The 16,177-nt window shown below is 28.0% G+C and carries 14 protein-coding genes; 1 reads left to right on the top strand and 13 read right to left on the bottom strand.

From position 1 onward, the window contains the following. Positions 1-293: 293 nt before the first annotated feature. The gene (gene prmC / locus HCG76_RS01870) at positions 294-2,048 is read right to left on the bottom strand and encodes a peptide chain release factor N(5)-glutamine methyltransferase (protein WP_221700689.1); all 1,755 of its coding nucleotides are present in this window, start codon (positions 2,046-2,048) and stop codon (positions 294-296) included. 17 nt (positions 2,049-2,065) lie between these two features. Continuing rightward, positions 2,066-2,653 carry a thymidine kinase gene (locus HCG76_RS01865; RefSeq protein WP_221700690.1) on the bottom strand — a complete coding sequence of 196 codons (588 nt, stop codon included), beginning with the start codon at positions 2,651-2,653 and terminating at the stop codon, positions 2,066-2,068. 167 nt (positions 2,654-2,820) lie between these two features. Here HCG76_RS01865 and rpmE point away from each other — a divergent pair, with 167 nt between their 5' ends. Then, positions 2,821-3,027 carry a 50S ribosomal protein L31 gene (gene rpmE / locus HCG76_RS01860; RefSeq protein ID WP_005212373.1) on the top strand — a complete coding sequence of 69 codons (207 nt, stop codon included), beginning with the start codon at positions 2,821-2,823 and terminating at the stop codon, positions 3,025-3,027. Positions 3,028-3,191: 164 nt separating this feature from the next. Here the strand turns inward: rpmE and rho are convergent, their stop codons facing one another. The 11 genes from rho to HCG76_RS01805 all read right to left on the bottom strand — a co-directional run bounded on the left by rho (position 3,192) and on the right by HCG76_RS01805 (position 15,966). After that, positions 3,192-4,607, bottom strand: a complete 1,416-nt coding sequence (gene rho / locus HCG76_RS01855; RefSeq protein WP_370778868.1) for a transcription termination factor Rho — start codon at positions 4,605-4,607, stop codon at positions 3,192-3,194. A 269-nt stretch (positions 4,608-4,876) separates the two neighbouring features. Continuing rightward, positions 4,877-6,478 (bottom strand): CTP synthase, encoded by a 1,602-nt coding sequence (locus HCG76_RS01850; RefSeq protein WP_221700692.1) that lies wholly within the window; start codon positions 6,476-6,478, stop codon positions 4,877-4,879. A gap of 148 nt (positions 6,479-6,626) precedes the next feature. Continuing rightward, on the bottom strand, positions 6,627-6,929 hold the full coding sequence (locus tag HCG76_RS01845; protein WP_221700693.1) for a hypothetical protein: 303 nt from the start codon (positions 6,927-6,929) through the stop codon (positions 6,627-6,629). Between the two features lie 100 nt (positions 6,930-7,029). Beyond that, positions 7,030-7,446, bottom strand: coding sequence for a DUF1934 domain-containing protein (locus HCG76_RS01840; RefSeq protein WP_221700694.1), 417 nt, complete (start codon positions 7,444-7,446; stop codon positions 7,030-7,032). A 9-nt stretch (positions 7,447-7,455) separates the two neighbouring features. After that, positions 7,456-8,445: a tRNA 4-thiouridine(8) synthase ThiI gene (locus HCG76_RS01835; protein WP_221700695.1), complete on the bottom strand. Its 990-nt coding sequence runs from the start codon at positions 8,443-8,445 to the stop codon at positions 7,456-7,458. A gap of 15 nt (positions 8,446-8,460) precedes the next feature. Continuing rightward, positions 8,461-9,141 carry a stage II sporulation protein R gene (gene spoIIR, locus HCG76_RS01830; protein ID WP_221700696.1) on the bottom strand — a complete coding sequence of 227 codons (681 nt, stop codon included), beginning with the start codon at positions 9,139-9,141 and terminating at the stop codon, positions 8,461-8,463. Between the two features lie 73 nt (positions 9,142-9,214). Continuing rightward, entirely contained in the window at positions 9,215-10,060 is an 846-nt protein-coding gene (gene ispE, locus HCG76_RS01825; RefSeq protein ID WP_221700697.1) for a 4-(cytidine 5'-diphospho)-2-C-methyl-D-erythritol kinase, read from the bottom strand. A 126-nt stretch (positions 10,061-10,186) separates the two neighbouring features. Next, a complete protein-coding gene (gene cphA / locus HCG76_RS01820; protein WP_221700698.1) occupies positions 10,187-12,802 on the bottom strand; it encodes a cyanophycin synthetase in 2,616 nt (871 codons plus the stop codon). Next, positions 12,786-13,619, bottom strand: a complete 834-nt coding sequence (locus HCG76_RS01815; protein ID WP_221700699.1) for a cyanophycinase — start codon at positions 13,617-13,619, stop codon at positions 12,786-12,788. Before HCG76_RS01815 ends, cphA begins: the two co-directional genes overlap by 17 nt. Before the next feature lie 113 nt (positions 13,620-13,732). Further along, on the bottom strand, positions 13,733-15,301 hold the full coding sequence (locus HCG76_RS01810) for a DUF3794 and LysM peptidoglycan-binding domain-containing protein (protein ID WP_221700716.1): 1,569 nt from the start codon (positions 15,299-15,301) through the stop codon (positions 13,733-13,735). A gap of 428 nt (positions 15,302-15,729) precedes the next feature. Continuing rightward, positions 15,730-15,966 carry a Veg family protein gene (locus tag HCG76_RS01805; RefSeq protein WP_133014100.1) on the bottom strand — a complete coding sequence of 79 codons (237 nt, stop codon included), beginning with the start codon at positions 15,964-15,966 and terminating at the stop codon, positions 15,730-15,732. Between the last annotated feature and the right edge of the window lie 211 nt (positions 15,967-16,177).

The raw sequence follows: 16,177 nt of genomic DNA, 5'->3' as shown, positions 1-16,177 counted from the left end.
AATTTATTTAGTTAAGGGCCTTCAGCTGGTTAAGTTTTTTGAACAGCGCTCCCTAGTTCAAAAAGGTAAAAGTTGGCTACGCCAACGTTAAAAGCCTTTTGGCTAGTTAAGGAGGAAACTTCATAATAAGTTTCTAAAATATATATTTAAAGAAATTACGAAGTAATTTCCTCCTTAACTTTTTAACGTTTGCGTTAGCAAACCCTTACCTATGGTTAATGAGCGTAAGCTATATTAACAAATTTAACTTGGCCGCTAGGCCCTTAATTTTTATTTTCCTTCGCACTATATTTCTAAAGTTCTCCAACGACTACTCTATCGTGTCCTGCTAAGTCCTTAACAACTCTTACATTTTTATAGCCCTTTTCAATCATTAAATCACTAACCTCTTTTCCTTGATCATGACCAATCTCAAAGGCTAATACACCATTTTCTTTTAATATCTTATCACTATCATCAACTATTTTTTTATAAAAATAAAGTCCATCATCTCCACCACTTAAAGCTGTATGAGGTTCATATTTTTTTACATCATCCATTAAGGTATCTATAACTTCTTCCTTTATATATGGTGGATTAGAAACTAATACATCATACTTCTTTTCTTGATTTATAACTTCATTTAATAAATCACTTTTTATAAATGTTGCTCTAGAAGCTAAATGGTGCTTTGTTATGTTTCTCTTAGTTACCTTTTCTGGAACATCATAGTAATCAATTAAATCTACCTTAGTATTTTCTCTTAAATGTGCTATAGATATACCTATTGCTCCACTTCCACAACATAAATCACAAATATTATACTCTTTATCATTGTCTATAATTTTAAGAGTTTCTTCTACTAATATTTCTGTATCACCTCTTGGAATAAGCACACCTTCTTCAACATGAAAATCTAACCCCATAAATTCAGCGATTTTCAATATATATTTAATAGGCATTTTTTCTTTTCTTTTATTTATTAATCTATAAAATTCTCTTTCTTTAAACTTACTAACTTCCTCTTCTTTATTCATAATTAAGTAAAGTTTATCTTTTCCAAGAACTTTTCCTAATAATAATTGAGTATCTAAAATATAAGTTTCTATATCAGCTTCTTTTAATATTTTATTTCCATCTATTAATAATTCCCCAATAGTCTTCTTATATTCAATTCCTTCTGCTGCCATTAAAGATTTTATAGCAACCTCTAATTGTTCATCATCAGGTTCTTTAGTAGTTAGCTCTTGTAACTTTAAACCTGGATATGCAATAACTTTTCCCAATTTACTTTCAGTCCTTCCAAGCCATTTTATTAATTCATAAGTAATTCCAGCTACTATTGGCATTAATACTATTCTTAATATAAGTCTTTGCCAAAATCCACCCCAACCAGTTAAAGTAAATAAAGCAATACTAACAAACATAGTTAAAAACAAGAAATTTGTTCCACATCTTGGATGTAATCTTCCAAATTTTCTTACATTCTCAACTGTTAATTTTTCTTCAGCCTCATAACAAAATATAGTTTTATGTTCTGCTCCATGATATTGAAATACCCTATATATATCATCTAACTTACTAATTAAGTACATATACGATATTAATATTGCGATTCTTATAGCTGCTTCTATTAAATTTAATACTACTGGAGATAATCCAACATTCTTAAATACTGATGCAATAGCAGTAGGTATACCTAGAAATAATCCTGCAGCAACTAAAAGTGATATCATCATTGTTATTGTAACAAGTAAATCATTAGCACCCTTATCACCTAATTTCTTTTTAAGCCAAATATCAAATTTTGATTCTTCCTCATCTTCTTCAAAAAAACTAGCTGAATAATTTAATGTTTTAATTCCAACTATTAATGAATCTACTAGTATAGCAGCTCCTCTAATAATAGGAATATTTAAAAACTTATACTTCTTTGTTATTGGTTTTGTCTTTTTTACTTTAACTTCTATTTTTCCACTTGGAGTTCTTACTGCAGTTGCTAATCCTTTAGATCCACGCATCATAACTCCCTCAATTATGGCTTGACCCCCAACATCACATTTTCTCATATCATCACTCTTTCACTTTATTTTTCATTTTTAAATTTAAAATAACAATGTCCACATAAAGATTCATATTCTACATTGTCTACATTATCTATAGCAACCTGTTGGCCTTCAAAAACAAATTTACCATTTATTTTTCTTCCATTTAAAACTGCCTTTCTTCCACATTTACATATAGTTTTTAATTCTTCTATACTATGAGCTAATAATAATAATCTTGTGCTTCCCTCAAAACCTTGCATTCTAAAGTCTGTTCTAAGACCATAACAAATTACAGGTATATCTAAACAAACAGCTATTTCAAAAAGCTCATCTATTTGGTGTGATTTTAAGAATTGTACTTCATCTACCAATATACAATCTATTTTATATTTAACTTCTTGCCATTGTTTAACTTCTTCATATACATTTTGCTCGTCATTAATTAATAAATCAACCTTACGTTCAACACCTAATCTAGATACTAGCTTATCTCCACCCTTTTTATCTGTAGATGGCTTAATTAATAAAACCTTCATTCCACGTTCTTCATAATTATGTGCAACCTGCATAAGATTTGTTGATTTTCCTGAATTCATTGCACCATATCTAAAATATAATTTACTCATAACGTCTCTCCTTCTAATTTTGGTCTATTTCGATTATAGCATTTTAATATATACTTAATAAAGATGTTTTTATTTCCTTGTTATATTGACTGTATTTATTGCGTATGTTATAATTTTTTTGGTCATTGATTAATTCAATGAATGTATTTTTGAAAGAGGTGAATCAAATGAAACAAGGCATACATCCAGAATACCATCACGATGCTGTGGTTAAGTGCGCATGTGGAAACACTTTCACAACTGGTTCAGTTAAAGAAGAGTTAAAAGTTGATATATGTGCTAAATGCCACCCATTCTTCACTGGTAAGCAAAAAATCGTTGATATCGGCGGTAGAGTTGACAAGTTCAATAAGAAGTTCGGTCTTAACAAATAAGATTAAGTTAGAATTTATGAGAAAGAATTATATTCTTTCTCATTTTTTCTTTTATAGAATTTTAAATAGAAAGAGGCTACTTTCTTTAATATGAATTTAATCAAAAATACTCTAAAATTTTTTGATTAAATCTTATTAAAAGTACGCCTCTTTAAATATTAATTTTACTTTTTAAATGTATCATTTTTCGGAAAAACTTGAATGAATTCCTTATTATTTTTAGTTTTAGATAACATATTTATTAAATTCTCTGTAATATTTTCAATATTACCATCTCTATACATGACCTTTCTAATAGCAAAGGCTACTTCTTTTTCTTCTTCTGATAATAATAAATCTTCTTTTCTAGTTCCAGATTTATAAATATCAATTGCAGGGAATATTCTTCTTTCTTGAAGTCTTCTATCTAAATGAACTTCCATGTTACCAGTTCCCTTAAACTCTTCAAAAATCATATCATCCATTCTTGATCCAGTTTCAACTAATGCAGTTGCAAGAATTGTTAAGCTTCCGCCTTCTTCTATATTTCTTGCTGCTCCAAAAAACTTTTTTGGCATTATTAAAGCACCAGGATCTAATCCCCCCGATAAAGTTCTACCTGTAGGAGTTATTGTTAAGTTATATGCTCTAGATAATCTAGTTATACTATCTAATAATATAACAACATCTTTCCCTTGCTCTACCATTCTCTTAGCTCTTTCTAATACCATTTGAGCTACCTTTGCATGGTTTTGTGGCTCTTCATCAAATGTTGAATAAATAACATCTCCATTTATAGATCTTTTCATATCAGTAACTTCTTCTGGTCTTTCATCTATTAATAGAACTATAAGCTTAACATCAGGATGGTTTTTAGTAATATTTTGTGCAACCTTTTTTAGTAAAGTTGTTTTACCAGCTTTTGGTGGTGCAACGATAATTCCTCTCTGTCCTTTTCCTATAGGACAAATAATATCCATTAATCTAGATGATAAATCTTTTTCATTACTAGTTTCTAGATGTAATCTTTCATTAGGATATATAGGAGTTAACGTTTCAAAATTCTTTCTTCCTATAGCCTTTTCCGGATTATCACCATTTACTTTTTCTACAAATAATAACGCCTTGAACTTTTCTCCATCCTTAGCTTCTCTAACCTTACCTTGAACCTCATCACCTGTTCTTAAATTAAATCTTCTTATTTGTGATGGTGATACATATATATCATTTTCTCCAGTTAAATAATTATTGCATCTTAAGAATCCAAAATTATTATTTTCTTGAACCTCTAATACCCCTTTAGAAGAACCTGATTCATTTATCATAACCTTTAGTCTTTCTTTTTTCTCTTCTTTCTCTTCTTTCTCTTCCTCTGTCATAGAGTAATTGTCTCTATTTTCATGATTATTAGAATAATTATTAGTAACATTTACTTGTTCTTTTGCTTTTGGAGCTATTTTCTCCCTTAAGATTACTCCATTCTTCTCTATAGTATTAGGCGTAACCTTTACTAATTCATCAATTATTTCATTTTTTTTCATTTTACTTATGTTTTTTATTCCAAGTTCTTTAGCTTTATTTTTTAAATCAACTAAAGTCATCTCAGCGTATGTCTCTCTGGTCAAATTGACACCTCCAATAGTTTTTCTTAATTTGGGATAATAATAGATTAAACCTAAGGTTTGATATATTTGAAATGAAATATAATATTACTAAAATAAAATATGCATTAATAGTATATACTTAAATTTATATATAATTATGAACTAATAAACTTTAAAATTCAATAGAAAATTATATTATAAGCTTATCCAATATCAATAATTTTATAACATATAAAAAAATGTGAAGACGAAAGCCTTCACATTTTTTATTTTTCTCTAATTGTTGCCTTAATAAAATGTTTAAATAATGGATGTGGATTATTTGGTCTTGATTTTAACTCTGGATGGAATTGTGCTGCTACAAACCATGGATGATCTTCAACTTCTACGATTTCAACTAATCTTCCATCAGGGCTTGTACCTGTAATTTTCATTCCAGCTTCAGTTATTTGTCTTCTATATTCATTATTAAATTCATATCTATGTCTATGTCTTTCATATATAAGTTCATCTGAGTAACATTCATATGCTTTTGAAGTTTTATCTAATTTACATGGATATAATCCTAATCTCATTGTTCCACCTAAATCTTCAACATCCTTTTGTTCTGGCATAAGATCTATTACTGGATATGCTGTATCTGGATTAATTTCAGAACTATTAGCATCTTCATATCCTAATGAATTTCTTGCAAATTCAATTACTGCTGTTTGCATACCTAAACAAATCCCTAAGAAAGGCACCTTATTTTCTCTTGCATATTTAATAGCCTCTATTTTACCTTCAACACCTCTATCACCAAATCCACCAGGTACTAATATTCCATTAACATCACTTAACATTTCATGTGCATTTTCCGATGTTACATCCATTGCATTTACCCATTTTATTTCTACATTTGTTCCATTAGCTAGTCCACCATGACTTAATGCTTCAACTACAGATATATAAGCATCATGTAATTCAACATATTTTCCTACTAAAGCTATTTTAACACTACCTTCTAAATTCTTTAATCTAGAAACCATATCAATCCATTCTGTGTTATCAATATCTCTACAACCTAATTCTAATTTTTCTACTACTAATCTATCTAATCCTTCCTGATGAAGCATTAATGGTACTTCATATAAATGATCTGCATCTAAATTTTGTATTACGCATTTACCTTCTATATTGCAGAATAATCCTATTTTAGATTTTAAATCATCTGATATTTCTCTTTCTGATCTACAAACTATAATATCTGGTTGAATACCAATACTTCTTAACTCCTTAACAGAATGTTGGGTAGGTTTAGTTTTTAATTCACCTGATTTTCCTAAGAAAGGTAATAATGTAACATGTATAAAACATACATTTTCTCTACCAACATCATATTTTATTTGTCTTATAGCTTCAAGAAATGGTAGTGATTCAATATCACCAACAGTTCCTCCTATTTCAGTAATTACAACATCAACATCTGTTTCTTTGGCTACTCTATGAACTCTTTCTTTTATTGCATTAGTAATATGAGGTATAACTTGAACTGTTCCTCCTAGATATTCTCCCCTTCTCTCCTTAGAGATAACAGACCAATAAACTTTACCAGATGTAATATTACTATTTTTAGTTAAATTTTCATCGATAAATCTTTCGTAATGTCCTAAATCTAAATCTGTTTCTGCTCCATCATCAGTTACAAAAACTTCTCCATGTTGATATGGACTCATTGTCCCTGGATCTACATTTAAGTATGGATCAAATTTTTGTATAGAAACTTTTAATCCTCTATTTTTTAATAATCTTCCTAACGATGCTGCTGTTATTCCTTTTCCTAATCCTGATACAACTCCACCTGTTACAAAAACATATTTAGTGTTCATTTTTAACCCCCATATATAAATTAATTTTATTTTTCTATTGACTATTGATTTTTGTAGTGATATAATTTAAATTACCTCTCTTATTGCCAAAAGAGAAATAATCATAGATATTATAGTATCACATTAGTTTAAATTAAGCTAGTGTTTTTTATGCATTTTTAAAATTTTCTTTTATTTTATCTTCTAATTCAAAGTATTCATCTCTAAATTTCTTATTTATTAATATCTTTTCTTCGGCTTTTTTCATTCTATAACATAGCATTCTATTACTTACAATTCCTAACTTTTCTTCAATTACTTCTTCATTTAAACATCTAAATTTTTTCATAAGTAATAGAGTTAAATATAACTTATCCTTTTTTTTCAATCCCTTTTTAAATTCTTCATAGTTTATTCCGTAATACTTACATAAAATTAATATTACGATTTCATAATTATTTATATTTCCCACTCCTCTTTTATGTTATTTTCTGTAAGTATTTCCTTTATGTGTGTTTTTTATTCATAAAAAAAAGCTTCTATGAATTTTTAATTTCATAAAAGCTTAAAATTTAGTTTACCTTAATTTTTATATTTAATTCTGTAGTTATTCCTTCTTGTCCATCAAGTCCTAATGTATATCTTGAATAAATATCTCCACCATTTTCATCGATGTTTATATTTAATTTTTCAGTATCAACATTTAAATCTAATACCCCATATGGAGTGTTATACAAAGAAACAGCCATAGACCCCTCTTTGAATTCCATATTTGTAGTTGTAGATCCAACTCTTTCTAATACCATAATATTATCTTGTATATTTAAAGTAGTAGTTGTACCGTCCATTCCTGATATTTCCGATTCTTCATATATTGCCTTAAATCCAGATTCATTAATAATAAACTTACCTGGAGTTACCACTTCAATCACTTCATTAGGATCTAAATTTGATGTACTTTTTACAGATATAATCGCTCTTTTTTCCATTTTATCCCCCTATTTTATAGAAATCATATATTGTTCTAATTCTTTATCACTTATAGGTTCTACCACTATATGATTTTCTAAAGTTTGTCCATATATACCATATTTAACATTTAAACTTGCTTCTTCTCTACCTTTACTATATCTAGCTGCCATTCTAGCTGCTAAATGTATATCTTTCTCAGTTCCTTTACCTTCTAATAATACAAGTGCTCCTGAAAAATTAGTTGTATGGAAAGAATAATACTCTTTATGTATAAGTGATTTTATAGCTTCGCCTTCCTCTTGAGTTCTTGCAACTATTATTTTATTATTATCTTCTGTTCTAAAATGTCTTCCGTATCTTAAGAGACTTAATTCATCCTCTTCAACTTCATCTTTGAAAGTTAAAAGATCTTTTAATCTTAATGCATAATTTGGTTCTGTTAACTTACAACCTCCAGCTGGTGATGGATATTCAGTTATTCCCCATTTTGAAGCTAATTCCATTTGAGGCTTTCTACTTCTTCCTGTTATGTTTAATAACTTCTCTCTATCAACCATTCCACTTAGTTCCATCTCTGTTGGATCCATATTTTTAGCACATAAAGGTCTTAAAATTTTATTAGCAAATCCTGATTCTTTTTTTACTATATTTAAAGCCTGTCTATTTTGAGACATAGGTCTTTGATTTAGTACTTCACCAGTAATAATAAAATCTGCATTATGTTCTTCTAATAATTTTCCTGCATAATTCATCATCATAGCATGACAATCTATGCACGGATTCATATTTTTTCCTCTACCATGCTTAGGATTCTTTACTAATTCTAAATGTTCTGGTGAAAAATCTACTACCAACAATGGTATATCTATTTGCTTTGTCATTTTTATAGCACTTTCCTCACTAAAGAAATATGACCTAAAACAAATTCCTAATACTTCTATACCTTGTTCTTTTATTAATTTTGCAGCTAAAATACTATCTAGCCCTCCTGAAATCATAGCTAACGCTTTTGCCATATTGTTTTCCTCCTATTAATCAAGAATGTCTTTTATAACTTCTACTATTTTAAATTTAAACTTAATACCATTATTAACATTACTTGATTCATTATTTTTTTGTTGATCTTCATTTGTTATATTACTATTTTTAGGTTCTATATTTTCAATTTCATCTTTTAACTCACTAGAATCTACTTCATTTTTACTTTCATCAACAAAGCATAGTGATGGAAACATAACACACCACCAATTTTGGCCTTTTCCCTCTCCAATTATAACTCTAAATGCCTCATAATTTCCTTGTGGAAATACATAATCTCCATATACCTTATCTGGAAAGTTTTCATAAGATAACATTGTATTTACTTCATAAGTATAGTTATTTTCTTCAATAACCTCTTTTGCAATTTCATTAACATAATTAATATTTTGCTTTAATACATTCTCTGCCTCATCTAGTGATGTTATGCCATTCAACTTTTCACTAAGAGCTTCCACTACCTTATCTCTTACTTTTAATTTTAGATTCTGATCTTCTTCTGTATCACTGTTTGCTATAACATGAAACCTTATAAGCTTGTCCTTTATATCATTATAATTTAATTCTGTTAACTCTAAACTACTTTCTTTAGTAATATTTTCAATACTTTGACAACCATTTAAAAATAAAACTATTAAAACCATAGGTATTATAAAATAAATATACTTTTTCATAAACATAACCCCTTCCTAGTTTTAAGTATTGACATTATAAAGGGGTTTATTCATTTATATTTAATTTTTATTTTTAAATAGTTCTAGTTAAAAATACTTCTCTATGATTTTCTTTCATTTTTTCATAACATTTTTGAGCCTTTAACATATCATCAAAGAAGGCAAATACACTTGGTCCACTTCCACTCATCATACTTCCTACTGCACCACATCTATTCATATCTTCTTTTATTTTAATTAATATATTATGCTTTCTTAATGTAACATTTTCTAGTAAATTTTTCATATTATTTGATACATAATACAAATCATCATTTTTAATAGCTTCTATTAAACTTTCTGTTTTAGGATGTATCCTAACTCTATCTAAACTAAAAGCTTTATATACTTCTTTGGTTGAAACTCCAAATCCAGGCTTTACTAAAACTAATATTTTATCCTTAAAAGGTGATAAAGTTGTTATTTTTTCTCCAATACCTTCACATAGGGCTGTTCCCCCATTAATACAATACGGAATATCTGCTCCTAGTTTTAATCCCATATCCATTAATTCTTCATCAGATGCATTTATTTCAAAAATCTTATTCATAAGTTTTAAAACAGCAGCCGCATCAGTGCTTCCCCCAGCTAACCCAGCTGATACAGGAATATTTTTTACAATATCAATATGTACTCCATCTTTAATATCATATTTTTCTTTAAACAACATTGCTGCTTTATACGCTAAATTTCTTGAATCCGTTGGAACATAACTTTTATTGCAACTTAATGTTATACCTTCTTTTTGTTTTACTATAGATATCTCATCATATAAATCTATATTTTGCATTATCATTCTTAATAAATGATAACCATCACATTCTCTTTTTCCTACTATATCTAAAGAAATATTAATTTTTGCATAGGCCTTTATTTTCATATATTCAAATCCTTTCAATGGAAAGTGCATATTTCTAAATTAAAGTTCAGAGTATAAACCCTGAACTTTATAAATAATATTATATATATTATTTTTCTTCTAGTAAATATGTCATTGTTGTATTCTTTAATTTGAATTAACAACATTCCCTAAATTTTCATCATTCTCTTGATTGGATTTTATTAAATTTACTAATGGACTTAATTCTTCAAAAAATACAATTATAGTATCTCCTCTTACTGATTCGTCTAGTGCTAATTGTAAAGCCTCAACTTCATCCAACACTATCTTTACATTAGCATTTTCTTTTGACAGTAATATTCCTTCTCTAATTAAACTAGGAACTTCTCCTACCTCTCTTCCTCTTCTATCCTTATCTTCTTTAATTATTATTTTATCAAGATATTCAGCACTTATTTTCCCAATTTCTTTTGCTACATAATTACTTCTATCTCCTGGAACTCCTATTACACCGGTAATATTCCCAATACTTATATGCTTTAATGTTGGAAGCACACTTTTATATCCTTCTATATTATGACCATAATCTAATATAACTTTTATACCATTGTAATCAAAAACATTAAATCTACCTAAATTATCATTAGAGTTAAAGTTCTCTAATCCTATTCTTATCATACTATAATCAATTTCCATAGCAACTAATGCTGCACAAGCAGCCATTGCATTTTCAATATTAAATTCTAATGTACCATTCAATGTTATTGGAATATCTTTAACACTTATTATTTTATACTCTATTCCTCTATTATTTACACAGATATAATCATCTTTTCTATATACTGAAATACCTTTTTTATTTATATTTTCTCTAACTAGGTCATTATCACAATCAGAAGAGTAATAAATAATATTTGAACTTATTCTATTTATAATTTCTTTACTCCACTTATCATCAGCATTAATTACTACATTTCCATCTTTCTTTACTGCTTCTGCAACTAATGACTTTACCTTACAAAGCTCTTCCATTGTATTTATATTATCTACTCCTAAATGATCATCTGTAATATTAGTTATTACTGCAACATCTGCTAAATCATAAGCTAATCCTTTTCTTATAATTCCTCCCCTTGCTGTTTCTAATACAGCAATATCTACTTCCTTATTGTATAATATACACTTAGCACTCTCAAATCCTGTGTCATCTCCATTATCAATACACTTTCCATCGATATATATACCATCAGTACTTGTCATTCCAACGCAATATCCCATTCTAGATAAAGTACTATTTATTATTCTAGTTGTTGTTGTTTTACCATTTGTTCCTGTAATAGCTATAACCGGTATATTTTGAGGATTATTATTATACATCATACTAATAATATTACTTCCAATATTCCTACTGACTCCTTCTGCTGGATATGAATGCATCCTCAATCCTGGTGCTGCATTAACTTCAAGTATTGCGCCCTCTTCCATTAATGATTTACTAATATCATTTGTACAAATATCTACACCACATATATCTAATCCTATAGTTTTAGCTGCCCTTTCGCATATTTCCTTATTTTCTTCAGAAATAAAATCTGTGTAATCTATAGCTATTCCACCAGTAGATAGATTTGAATTTTTTCTTAAAAATAATTTTTCTTTATTTTTTAATATTGAATCTAAATTATAATTGTTATTGCTTAAATTTCTTAATAATTCATCATCAACCTTAACCTTAGTTAATGGTTTTTCATGATCTTCTCCCCTTAGCTCATCATTATTTAGTTCATCAATAAGCTCTTTTATACTTTTTTCTCCATTTCCAATTATAAATGGTGGAATTCGTTTTGAAACTGCTACAACCTTATATCCAACTACACAAACTCTGTAATCATCACCTTCATAATACTTTTCTATTATTATATCCTTAAACTTATCCTTTAATTTTTGATAGTGATTTAATAATTCCTTTTCACTACATATTTTTAATATTACTCCTCGTCCTTTACTTCCAAACTCTGGTTTTAAAACAACAGGATATCCTATTTCATCCGCAGTTCTTAACAAATCAATAACATTATTAACCTTTTCACCTTTTGAAACAGGCAAATTTTGAATTTCTAATAATTCCTTTGTTAATAACTTATCACATGAAATATCAGCTGATACACAACTTGTAACATTAGTAATTGCTGACTCTATTATTCTTCCTTGCTTTCCATAACCAATTTGGTAAAAGCCACTATTTCCAATTTTAAGTACTGGTAATCCAACATTCTTAGCTGCATTACAAATTTCTAAAGCACTTGGTCCTATAAGCTCTTCATTCAGTATAGCTTTTATTATGTCTACTCTATTATTAAAACTAATACTTTTGTTTTCTATAAGTGCATTTATAATATCCACTGCTAATTTTGCAACTTCAACTCCTACCCTTGGATACTCGTATTGATATACAACTATATACCTATCGCCTTCAATTTCTCTAGCTTTTCCATAGGCTACATCTATTCCTAAAATATTTTGTATAGCAATAATTATATGCTCACAAATATGAGCTAAATAAGTTCCTTCATTTAGCCTCTTTACAAATCCACCCTCCTCATCAATTCCACATCTATGAGTATAAAGAATTGGAAGTATTTCTACTAATTTATTATTAAAGTCTTTTATATCTTTGCTAGGTATTTCGGAATATCCTTCTAAATCAACATCTAATTTTATGCACTTTTTATGTGAATAAATATTTCTTCCAGCATAAACAGTACTATTTATGATTCTCATAAAAATTCTTATCCTCCTCAAACGGTACCTTATCTATTAAATTAAATCTATTGCCTTCTTTTAACACATGAAGTTTTACATTAAACATGCTCAATACCTCTTCGCTATATTGCTCTGACACATTACTATAATCAATGGAACTTCCATCAATAAAATATACCGCTCCAGACCCAATCACTTCTGCTGTTCCTTTATCACTTACCACTATTGCTGTATCTTCGTCTATTCCAATACCCAATACTTCTGGATTTTGAGCTATAGCAGTTAATAATCTTCCTATCCTTCCCCTTTGAGCAAAATGTTGATCAATTATTATATTATTTACTAATCCTAATCCAGGTGACATCTTTAAAGTACATTTATGTGGTGACTCATCATCTTCTCCTTGAACTATCATGGTATCGCTCATAACAGATGCTCCTGCTGATGTTCCTGCAATTAGTCCGCCATTATCACAAAGCTCTTTTATGGCATTATATATTGGGGTTCCCCCTATCATACTAGTAATTCTTAATTGATCTCCACCAGTAAAAAACAATAAATTTGCAGTATTTATTAACTTAATATTTTCCTTATTAAACGCATCATCACGTGTACTAATATCAAGCTTAGCTATATTTTTAATACCTAATTTAGTAAATACCTCTTTATAGTTTTGATAACTTTGTTCTGGATATTGTGTTGCTATAGTTGCTATTATTAATCTTTCTTTTTCAGGGTCTATATATTTTGCTACTCTTCTTAATATATCTTTATCACCCTTTTTATCTTCAGCTCCTCCAATTATTATTAGATTACCACTTACTTTTTCGCTCAATTTATCACCTCAAATCACATATTTTTTATTTTATCCAATACATTAAAATATATTCACAAATAATAAAAGGCTACTGTACATCTCGTACAATAGCCTTTTAACCCTAATAATATTTAAAATTTACATTTTCCTGGTATTATTATTTTTTTCCCTTGAGTTAATGATTCTGCACCCTCTAATTCATTAATTTCTATTAATGAATCCATTGTAGTATTATATTTTTTAGCTAAATCCCAAAGTGTATCTCCTATATTAACGACATATATTGTAACTGAAGCCTTTTTACACTCTTTTTCTTCTTCACCTTCAACAATATCAACTATCCACTCTTTATTAACCTTATAACATACTTTTACTAAAACAGATAATGTTGCTCGTACTCCGATTGTGTTAGCTTCAATAGTCGCATCTAAATTTTCTAAATGAACCTTACATAAAGCAACCATATCTGGTTTTGTTCCTTTTAAGTCAATTACTGAAGTAAATGGAATTTCCCCATTACACATATCTATTTTACAATCATCATCAGTTGTTTTGTATAGTACTGAAACTTTTATTACGCCCTCAACCTTTACTTTATCTTCTTCTACTGTCTTATCTGTTATAACAGGACATCCTGTAGCACATATTATACATCCTATTTTATCATTTTCATCCTTAGGATATAAATTATCCTTTATTATTAATTCTGATGTAACTATTCCACCAACTAAGCCAATTTCATACTTCTTTTTAGTTAGCTCTATTGATTTACTTGGAGAATATGCATCTTTAATTACATCAATAACATCTTTAGATATTACCTTAATGCTTCCCTTAATCATAAATTCAACATTAATAACTCTATTTTCACCTAAATCATCTGCTGTTATTATGCTATCTGCATTCACTATATCTATTTGATTTGATGTCATCATTTCACTATTTACACCAATAGCCTCTTCTTCCTTTGACAAATAGATATCATCTTGTAGTAAGAATACATCATTTTCATCCTTACCCTTACATAAGACTTCAATTTTACAATAACATCCAAAGTATATTTTTCCATCACCAAGTTTAACCTCTTTCTTGTGTAAATTCATGCTGCATTTTAATATCTCATCAATTTCCGGTTTATCCATTGTTACCTTAATCATAGATTTTCCCATTAGTTCAATATCTTTTTCACATTTTATTTGATTTATCTCTTCACTTTTTCTTTTAACTTGTATATCATCTCTACCATCAATTTCTTTAACAAATTCAAATTCTTCAATTTTATAAAGTTGCCACCTAGTTGTTCTTATACCATCAATAGCAATCTTACGTTCATTCATAATACTAGCTTGAATATGTTCTATTACACACTCGACTTCACAAATCACTTTATGTTCTTCATTATTAAGATCAAGATAGTCTGCAAACTTTTCTGATAAACAAACAGAGTTTATACTAGTTACTTTACTTTCGTCCTCTGATAAGTACATAACAGAATAATTAATTTGACCTTCTATCATTATCTTATCTGCTAATGTTTCTTTATTAGTAATAGTCGCTTTTGCTTCTATTCCTAATATTTGATACACATCTGGATGAGAGTCTTTTATTAAATATTCACCCTTTAGTACATTATTGGTGGAACTTTCTCTTAGTAATTGTTCATTTTGAATACTTTCTTTAATAACATCTATCTGAGACATCATATCCCCCCCTATAGTTTAACTACTATAATTTATATTCTCTAAATATATATTTATTCTAATCTGCATCAACTGTTTACAAATTTTTATATAATATATTCAACAAAATTTTTATAATACCCTTATTTATTCCATTTAATTACATTATTTTGTCGAATTTTTGCTTCTTTTAAAAAAATTTTATTTTTTTTTAAATAAATTGTTGACTTTATTATAAATATGTCATATTATAAAGATGGTTATTGACCATATAACCTCTCATAAATTCTCAATACCCTTTTATACCATAGTTGAAAGATGGATACCCGCCATCTTTCTTTTTTTTATTTCTTTATAAATATATATTATTAAAAGTTAAATTTTAGAAATAACTTTTAAATATTTTTAAATAAAATAAATAAGAGCTTCGAAAATTTCGAAGCTCTTATTTATACTGCATAATATAATAATACAGTTTTAGTTAAAACATCTGAATAACTATAAGTTACTGTTCTTTGGGTGTCACTTTCCAATCTTACAACAAAAATACTAGGATGAACACTTTCAATTACTCCATCATTTACAAGTATCTTCTTTCTTCCACCATTTGCTTTTAGTGTTACCTTTTCGCCTACATGGTTTTCTATATCTTTTCGTATGTTGGCTAAGGTTCTATTCTTTTCCACATGACCACCATCTTTCTATTTATATTATAAAGCTTTTTAGCATTTTTGTCAATTAAATCCAAATATTTTATCACTTTCCAGTAGTATTGTCAATGTAAACTTTTTCTTTTTTTTAAACCATTTATAGCATCTATTAATTATTATTGCATTTTTTATTATTTTTTATTCATTTATAATATCTATATTGGGGCAAAGCTTAATAAAAAAACAT

Origin of the sequence: Clostridium sp. K13 (assembly GCF_019734195.1) — a bacterium.
Classification (GTDB): Bacteria; Bacillota; Clostridia; order Clostridiales; family Clostridiaceae; genus Clostridium.
The sequence above is the reverse complement of the archived record's forward strand: the minus strand, read 5'-3'. Positions and strand labels throughout refer to the sequence as shown.

Coding starts and splice junctions, on each gene's coding strand:
- prmC (WP_221700689.1), bottom strand. CDS start 2,048: ATGAGAAAATGTGATGTTGGGGGTCAAGCCATAATTGAGGGAGTTATG.
- HCG76_RS01865 (WP_221700690.1), bottom strand. CDS start 2,653: ATGAGTAAATTATATTTTAGATATGGTGCAATGAATTCAGGAAAATCA.
- rpmE (WP_005212373.1), top strand. CDS start 2,821: ATGAAACAAGGCATACATCCAGAATACCATCACGATGCTGTGGTTAAG.
- rho (WP_370778868.1), bottom strand. CDS start 4,607: ATGACTTTAGTTGATTTAAAAAATAAAGCTAAAGAACTTGGAATAAAA.
- HCG76_RS01850 (WP_221700692.1), bottom strand. CDS start 6,478: ATGAACACTAAATATGTTTTTGTAACAGGTGGAGTTGTATCAGGATTA.
- HCG76_RS01840 (WP_221700694.1), bottom strand. CDS start 7,446: ATGGAAAAAAGAGCGATTATATCTGTAAAAAGTACATCAAATTTAGAT.
- HCG76_RS01835 (WP_221700695.1), bottom strand. CDS start 8,445: ATGGCAAAAGCGTTAGCTATGATTTCAGGAGGGCTAGATAGTATTTTA.
- spoIIR (WP_221700696.1), bottom strand. CDS start 9,141: ATGAAAAAGTATATTTATTTTATAATACCTATGGTTTTAATAGTTTTA.
- ispE (WP_221700697.1), bottom strand. CDS start 10,060: ATGAAAATAAAGGCCTATGCAAAAATTAATATTTCTTTAGATATAGTA.
- cphA (WP_221700698.1), bottom strand. CDS start 12,802: ATGAGAATCATAAATAGTACTGTTTATGCTGGAAGAAATATTTATTCA.
- HCG76_RS01810 (WP_221700716.1), bottom strand. CDS start 15,301: ATGTCTCAGATAGATGTTATTAAAGAAAGTATTCAAAATGAACAATTA.